This is a genomic window from Acinetobacter sp. UBA3461 (assembly GCF_002381195.1).
GTDB classification, from domain to species: domain Bacteria; phylum Pseudomonadota; class Gammaproteobacteria; order Pseudomonadales; family Moraxellaceae; genus Acinetobacter; species Acinetobacter schindleri.
In genome coordinates, this window is sequence record NZ_DFRO01000026.1 from 165,863 (window position 1) to 173,747 (window position 7,885).

Annotated in this window: 9 protein-coding genes; 6 read left to right on the forward strand and 3 right to left on the reverse strand. The window is 41.7% G+C overall.

The window, feature by feature from the left end; translation table 11 throughout:
* Positions 1–13 precede the first annotated feature (13 nt).
* Positions 14–1,060: an anthranilate phosphoribosyltransferase gene (gene trpD, locus B3D47_RS06815; RefSeq protein ID WP_034434201.1), complete on the reverse strand. Its 1,047-nt coding sequence runs from the start codon at positions 1,058–1,060 to the stop codon at positions 14–16.
* Positions 1,061–1,066: 6 nt separating this feature from the next.
* Positions 1,067–1,651, reverse strand: coding sequence for an anthranilate synthase component II (locus B3D47_RS06820; RefSeq protein ID WP_004893775.1), 585 nt, complete (start codon positions 1,649–1,651; stop codon positions 1,067–1,069).
* Positions 1,652–2,459: 808 nt separating this feature from the next.
* On the opposite strand from B3D47_RS06820, the gene glnA reads away from it, so the two are divergent.
* The 6 genes from glnA to B3D47_RS06850 all read left to right on the forward strand — a co-directional run bounded on the left by glnA (position 2,460) and on the right by B3D47_RS06850 (position 7,350).
* Positions 2,460–3,869, forward strand: a complete 1,410-nt coding sequence (gene glnA / locus B3D47_RS06825) for a type I glutamate--ammonia ligase (protein ID WP_004810587.1) — start codon at positions 2,460–2,462, stop codon at positions 3,867–3,869.
* Between the two features lie 86 nt (positions 3,870–3,955).
* Positions 3,956–4,231, forward strand: a complete 276-nt coding sequence (locus B3D47_RS06830; protein ID WP_004893922.1) for a hypothetical protein — start codon at positions 3,956–3,958, stop codon at positions 4,229–4,231.
* Positions 4,224–4,745 carry a chorismate--pyruvate lyase family protein gene (locus tag B3D47_RS06835; protein ID WP_017401580.1) on the forward strand — a complete coding sequence of 174 codons (522 nt, stop codon included), beginning with the start codon at positions 4,224–4,226 and terminating at the stop codon, positions 4,743–4,745. Before B3D47_RS06830 ends, B3D47_RS06835 begins: the two co-directional genes overlap by 8 nt.
* 6 nt (positions 4,746–4,751) lie before the next feature.
* The gene (ubiA, locus tag B3D47_RS06840) at positions 4,752–5,630 is read left to right on the forward strand and encodes a 4-hydroxybenzoate octaprenyltransferase (protein ID WP_004893927.1); all 879 of its coding nucleotides are present in this window, start codon (positions 4,752–4,754) and stop codon (positions 5,628–5,630) included.
* A gap of 164 nt (positions 5,631–5,794) precedes the next feature.
* Positions 5,795–6,964 (forward strand): alpha/beta hydrolase, encoded by a 1,170-nt coding sequence (locus B3D47_RS06845; protein WP_228127683.1) that lies wholly within the window; start codon positions 5,795–5,797, stop codon positions 6,962–6,964.
* A 119-nt stretch (positions 6,965–7,083) separates the two neighbouring features.
* Entirely contained in the window at positions 7,084–7,350 is a 267-nt protein-coding gene (locus tag B3D47_RS06850) for a hypothetical protein (protein WP_005221434.1), read from the forward strand.
* Between the two features lie 18 nt (positions 7,351–7,368).
* On the opposite strand, the gene B3D47_RS06855 is transcribed toward B3D47_RS06850, so the two are convergent.
* A complete protein-coding gene (locus B3D47_RS06855; RefSeq protein WP_026056769.1) occupies positions 7,369–7,812 on the reverse strand; it encodes a DUF2726 domain-containing protein in 444 nt (147 codons plus the stop codon).
* Between the last annotated feature and the right edge of the window lie 73 nt (positions 7,813–7,885).

The following is a 7,885-nucleotide window of genomic DNA, read 5'->3' on the forward strand; positions in this document are numbered from 1 at the left end:
AATTCCTGCTGTCTTAGATGTCGTATTCTTTGAGCGTATTGCCAAATTCTGCCAAAATGCCCATTTTTTCTAGAGCTTGCCCCCCATAAATAATGTCATGGGCAAGAGCAACACCTTGTTTATAGCTGGTGGTTAAACCAGCTACATAGATACCTGCACCAGCATTAAGCGCCACCATATTTGCGGCTTTCTCACCAATTTCAGATTTCTTTTTGCTTAACGCGTCTTTAATCAGTTTTAAGCTGTCGGCAGCACTGTCAATGGTTAGACCTGTTAAGGTTTGAGAGGCAATATCGACCTGTTCAGGAATGATTTCCCATTCAGTGATTTCACCATTCTTGAGTTCAGCCACATAAGTTTTAGATGCTAAACTGATTTCATCTAAACCATCTTGTGAATGCACCACCATGACATGTTCAGCACCGAGTTGCTTAAGCACTTCAGCCATTGGGCGGCACAATTCATGCGAGAAGACACCAATGACAAAGCGTTTTACTCCAGCCGGATTCGTAAGCGGGCCGAGTAAGTTAAAAATACTACGGAAACCCAATTCTTTACGTGGCGTAGCGGCATATTTCATGGCTTTGTGGTGATTTGGGGCGAATAAAAACCCTACACCAATTTCACGAATGCAACGTTCACTTTGCTCAAGACTCAGATCAAGGCGAATACCTGCTTGCTCTAGGACATCGGATGAACCGGATTTACCAGATACACCACGACCGCCATGTTTAGCAACAGTTCCGCCTGCAGCCGCAATCACAAAACTTGAAGCAGTAGAGACGTTAAATAAATTCTGACCATCACCACCTGTACCGACAATGTCGACCAAATATGGCAAATCGCTGACATCAATTTTCAGAGCTAATTCACGCATCACACGTGCTGCAGCAGTAATTTCATCGATACTTTCGCCTTTTAAGCGTAGACCCATCATCAGGGCGCCAATTTGTGCATCGGTGGCTTCACCCGACATGATGCAACGCATCACGTCTTCCATTTGTGGCTGAGTCAGGTGAATGTTTTTTGTAATATGGTTTAAAGCTTGTTGAATATTCATCATTATTTACGCATAAATTTCTAGGAAGTTTTTAAAGATTTGATGGCCATGCTGGCTTAGGATGGACTCCGGATGGAACTGCACACCTTCAACAGGTAATGTCTTATGTTTTACGCCCATGATTTCTTCCATTGAGCCATCTGCTTCATTGGTCCAGCAGGTCACTTCCAGACATTCCGGCAAGGTCGCCTGATCAATCACCAGTGAGTGATAGCGCGTCGCAGAAAATGGAGAAGGCAGGTTGCTGAAAATCCCTTTGTCACTGTGATACATGTCGGATAGACGGCCGTGCATGACACGTTTAGCGCGCACAATGTCACCGCCAAATGCCTGACCAATACTTTGATGGCCGAGACATACGCCTAATAGCGGAATCTTGCCAGAAAAGTGCTGAATCGCAGGAATAGAAATACCGGCTTCACTTGGAGAACATGGACCAGGGCCAATGACCAGATATTTAGGTTGCCATCGCTCAATATCTTCTAAAGTCACGGCATCATTACGGACTACTTTTACTTCTTGATTCAGCTCGCCAAAGTACTGGACGATGTTGTAAGTAAAGGAGTCATAGTTGTCGATCATTAAAAGCATGAGCTTAACCTATTGAAATTAATGCACTTAAATTGTGCTTGAGTAATTCAGAGCGTGCTTTATTAGCAGTTTTTTAGCTAGCTAGAAAAGCTGATTAAACTGTTGATTTCATTGTGTGAAAATAAAGCGACAATCATCATAGCAAATAATCTGAAACTACGGCGCAACAATTTGCCCAATTTTTCTGCTTAGCCAAATGAACAGGGTTGATAAGGCTCAACACACACGGTGATATAACCAAAAAATAGTAAATAACTAAAAGTAAGTTAAGGTCAAAAAATATGTACACATAATTTTGATGTTTTAATTTTTTTTTATAAGTTGCTTTAAAAAACAATAGTTGATTAGCAGGCGGAGAAAATGGAATAGTATTCTTATCGTTTATTTATCCAAAGTGACTCAATTTGGTGAGCATTTTCTTAATCTTAGTTTTTAAGAAAAACTGAATATTTGCAGTAAAATACAAAAATACTTTTTAAATCGATTAAGAACTCACCTAAAGTTTATAAAAGCTACATAAGCTCATCATTACTTACCAGAAATAACATCTATAGTGATTTTACCGCACTGTTAAGGTGCAGTGTGAAATCTAACGAAACAAAAATCACAGAGAATGCTTGAATATAGTGCATTTAATTATACAGACAGTATAATAGGCCGAAAGTATTTCTTTCAATCCACGTATTCTCATAAGGATTTCAAGATTTTAGCTATACTTTTAAAAGTTGGTACGGTAATTGCTTAATAACTACCAACTACTAACACGCACTTAGTAAGTGCAACAAAAAAACATCGGAGCAAATTGAGCATGGCGAACAAGGTCCTTCAACTCATCCAAGAAAGTGGCGCAAAATGGGTAGACTTCCGTTTTACAGACACTAAAGGTAAAGAGCAACACGTGACTTACCCAGCAGACACTATTGATGAAGATACATTTGAAGACGGTAAAATGTTCGATGGTTCTTCAATCTCTGGCTGGAAAGGTATTGAAGCGTCAGATATGATTTTACGCCCAGATGCTGAAACAGGTTTTATCGACCCGTTCTTCGCTGAGCCTACAGTTGTTGTAACTTGTGATGTCATTGAACCTTCAACTGGTCAAGGTTATGACCGTGACCCACGTTCAATCGCTCGCCGTGCAGAAGAATACCTGAAATCTACTGGTATTGGTGATACTGCATTTTTCGGTCCTGAGCCAGAATTTTTCGTATTTGACGAAGTAAAATGGGAAATCGACATGTCTGGCGCTCGCCATACATTGATCGCTGAAGAGGCTGCATGGTCAACTGGCAAAGACTACGAATCAGGTAACTCTGGTCACCGTCCACGTGTTAAAGGCGGTTACTTCCCAGTTCCTCCTGTAGATTCTCACCACGATATGCGTGCAGACATGTGTGCAAAAATCGAAGAGATCATGGGCCCAGGCCGTGTAGAAGTACATCACCACGAAGTTGCATCTTGCCAGCTTGAAATCGGTGTAAGCTTCAACACAATGGTTCGTAAAGCAGACGAAGTACAACAGTTTAAATATGCTGTTTGGAACGTTGCGCACCAATACGCGAAAACTGCGACTTTCATGCCTAAACCAATGGTAGGCGACAACGGTTCTGGTATGCACGTTCACATGTCAATCTCTAAAGATGGCAAGAACCTGTTTGCTGGTGATGAATATGCAGGTCTTTCTGAAACTGCACTTTACTTCATCGGTGGTGTGATCAAACACGCACGTTCATTGAATGCGATCACTAACCCGTCTACAAACTCATACAAGCGTCTGGTACCGCACTTCGAAGCACCAATTATGTTGGCTTACTCTGCGCGTAACCGTTCTGCTTCTATCCGTATTCCATACGTTTCTAGCCCTAAAGGCAAACGTATCGAAGCACGTTTCCCTGATCCAATGATGAACCCGTACCTAGGTTTCGCTGCATTGTTGATGGCTGGTCTTGACGGTATCCAGAACAAGATCCACCCAGGTGAAGCTGCAGACAAGAACTTGTACGATCTTCCTCCAGAAGAAGAGGCTAAAATCCCTACAGTGGCACACAGTCTTGAAATGGCTCTTGAAGCGCTTCAAGCGGACCAGGATTACCTGCTTAAAGGTGGTGTGTTCACTAAAGAAATGCTTGATGCCTATATCGAGCTTAAAACTGAAGAAGTTCGTCGTCTGAACACGACTACTCACCCAGTTGAATTTGATATGTACTACAGCCTGTAATTCTTCCAAGAATTTCACTGTAAAAAAGACCCGCCTTAGTGCGGGTTTTTTTGTATGATGCTGTTATTGATTAAAGATAAATGATTATGGCAGCACGTAAAAAACATACTGGCTTTTTTCCCTGGATTGATCCGCAAGATCACAGTAAAGGTTTTAAACTGAATTTTTCTGAAGTGACCTATATAGAAGTCGGACGTACACCTGAAGGTTATAAGCAGGTGGAATTCATTGCATTGCGAAATCCTGAATTGGCTTTGGATTATGACTATCCGCAAAGCTTTTATATCACCACAGATGGAATAATTCTGAAAAAACTGCCAAGTGGCAAATATGAAGTTATCGCCAAGACAGATAATGCCTGATCATGAAGTTGGGAATGTTGTGAGTTTAAAATTTAAGAATCAGCCTAGACAGCAGATACCAGCTGTATTTCGGGAATGGCTATATGCATCAGGATCATTGACCCAGCAACTAACTGATTTGGCAGATGGGCAATTTAGGGTGCGGCCGTTAAAAGAACATTTTCAGCGATTAAGCTTTGAAAATGCCAGTTGGATGAGGATGCCACATCAGCATACCTCTTGGGTGCGGGAAAGCTATTTATATGGTTGTGATGAACAACCTTGGGTGAAGGCTAAAAGTATTTTCCCGATTTTAAGCCTGCAAAAACGGGCACGGATTTTTCAGCATATTGGATCGAAGCCGATTGGCTGGTTGTTATTCCAGCGTACCAATCCGTATTGTGAGCGTCGTGTGATCTATCTTGAAGATGGGTGGACCCGCCAGAGCTGTTATACTTGGCATGGCTGTAAATTTATCGTACAAGAAACATTTTTACCGGCTTTCCAGCAATATATAGAAAATCAACAGGCTTAACTTGATATGGCAACTGCACAAGCAATTAGCTGGCGTGAACGTCTGAGCGCCTATTATTATCTTTGTCGTTTTGATAAGCCTATTGGCACAGAACTGGTTTTTTGGCCCACCATGTGGGCACTTTGGGTGGCTGCAAAGGGAATACCTGATCTGAGTATTCTGATGCTGATGATTCTTGGTGTCATCCTTATGCGTGCAGCAGGTTGTGCCATTAATGACTTTGCCGACCGAAAGGTGGATGCACATGTGGAGCGAACCAAAACACGTCCACTGGCAACTGGAATCATTAGTGGTAAAGAAGCAGTGATGGTGTTCCTGGTGCTGGTGGCTGCTAGTGCCTGCTTACTGTTCTTCTTACCGATTGAAACGTTCTATTGGTCATTTGGGGCTTTATTTCTAGCTTTCATTTATCCTTTTATGAAACGCTATACGCATTTACCGCAGGTATTCTTGGGTGCGGCATTTTCATGGTCCATTCCCATGGCTTATACCGCAGTAGGGCAGACTCCGGATTTAACCTGCTGGTTGCTGTATTTTGGTAATCTGGCCTGGACTGTAGCATATGACACCCAATATGCAATTACCGATCGTGAATATGACTTGAAAATTGGCGTGAAATCGACTGCCATTTTATTTGGTCAATATGATATTCAAATCATCAGTGTACTGCAGGTCATTAGTCTTGTTTTGATTGGCACAGCCTTATGGGTCGAAGGCTTACTCGTTCCATTTGGCTTGATTGGTTTAATTGCGGTAGCAATCGATTTTGCTTACCAGTGGTTAAAAACCAGAGACAAAGATCCGCAGCGCTGTTTCTGGGCTTTTCGGCATAACCGTTGGGTTGGCCTGATGATTTTCCTGGGAATCTTTGCTGCACTTCTGTAACTGCATACTGTCAATTCATAACAAAAGCATCCTATAAGGGTGCTTTTTTTTATGATTAATTCAAATCTGCTCCATGAAAAAGATTAACAACAATAAGGGATTAGAATATGAATAGCATAATGAAAAACGGTTTCAAAAAAACTTCTTTGGCAGTCATATGTTCAATGACACTGTTAATAACAGCATGTAATGACGGTGATGATGAATTTATCGGATTTAATCCAGTACAAATCTATGCAGTCGATGATGAAGTAAAGGCAATGGTCGACCGTCATGATATTTTCAGCTATAGCATGCAGAGCGTTCAAGATAAAAATATTCGTGCTACAACCTTGGTCTTTACACCTAAAGGTACACCACCTGCAGGTGGTTGGCCGATTGTGGTTTGGGCGCATGGCACGACCGGAGCGGCAGACAAATGTGCTCCTTCACGTCTTCCATTAACTGGAGAGGAAAAAGATCTGGTCATGGAATTGGTAGAGCGCGGTTATGCGGTCATTGCACCAGACTATGAGGGTCTGGGTAATAATAATGAACCACATCCTTATTTAAATCTTGAAAGTGCAGCCAATTCTATTCTTTCTGCTATTAGCGAAGCTAAAAAATATTATGGCAATGTTTTAGCTGATGAGTGGAGCGTGGTAGGGTGGTCACAAGGTGGGCATGCAGCGCTTGCTGCTGCAGAATTTAGTAGTGTGCTAACTAACTTTGATTACAAGGGTGCAGTAGCAATTGCTCCAGCGTCTTATCTGGCAGAAACTTTAAATTATGGATTGGGTGTTGCTGCTACTGTTGCAGATCCCGGTACACCGGAAGCTATCCAGGCGGCAAAACAGATTGCTGGAACCTTATATGGTTATGCGGCAATTGTAAGTTCAGGAATTAAGGCAGAAAGACCAGCTTTCCAATACAGTCAGGCTTTCCTGGAAACTAAAGTTCCTCTTGCACAAATTGCGGAAGTTGAATGTTCACCACGAGTTGCTGAAGGTTTTAGGAATGATATTCAGTCTTATATTGATAATGGTGGAACGTACGCTACTTATCAGGCTTTGCAACCCAACTTTATCCTGGATGATGATGTGAGTACTTATTTAGAGGAAAACTTGCCAGGACAAAATCCAATTCCTAAACCTGTATATGTATTCCAGGGTGAACAAGATACAACTGTGCCTGCTTATATAACTACAACATTATTGTTTCCGAAACTTTTAGAGGTTGCAGAAGAAATGGATAATGATGATTTATTTCTTGATCCAGATGCTAATCATCAAACGATTATGACGCAGAATATTTCTGCTATTGTAGACAAAGTAGACGAGTTTATGAATCAATAGAAATAGAATGTTGCAAGGAGCTTCGGCTCCTTTTTTATTTGTTATCTTGCTAAGTCTTGAGCAATCATCTGAGTTTGTTATAGTGGCTCAAGATTTTAGGTCAAGAGTATAGGTTTGTTATGTCGCAACAGACAAAACCCCGCAGTGTCAAGAAACTGGTTATTTTTGGAACCCTGGCTTTATGTATTCCAATTTTTTTGGTCACGATGGCATTTCTGGCTGTAAATAGTGATGCCAAAAATCAGGAAAAGTATAAACAGCAGCAGACTGAAATGATCGCCCGAATTGAAGCACGAGAGGCAGCTGAGAAAAAGCAGGCAGTGGAACAGCAAGAAAATGCTGAAACAGATGTGCAGGCAGCCTCAGAGGCCAATATTCAGCAATAAGTATTTTATATAAATTTATTATCTTAAATCCCGTTGTAGTTGTCTGATGCTCGGTATTTCCGTGTATCGGACAACGGTATAGCCTGCTGCAATCAGCATGGCATCGCGTTCTGCATCTTCCTTTTCTTTGCCAAAATGACTCGGATCATCGAGCTCTACAATTGCAACGACATTATATTCCCGGTCCATCACTACAAAGTCAGTCACCTTGCGATTGAATTTACTCCGCATATTCATCTGGTCATGAGTAATCAAGGCACTGAAAGCAACTTGTGCCAAAATATGATGATGGGGAAAAGCATCTTTCAGACGAGTAAACATCCTGCTTTCAAAGGCAGTAATGACACGTTTGGGATAAAATTTTTGCTGGCGGGTAAACAGGTGCGGGAAGAGCAGGCAAAATAAAGCGAAACTTGCCAGACAGCCAATCACAAAAAAAATAATCTGACTCAAATGAAACACAGCAGAACTTAGGGCAAATAAAAAACCCACTTCATAATGAGTGGGTTCTTCGAGAATCTTGGCTCTCCCACCT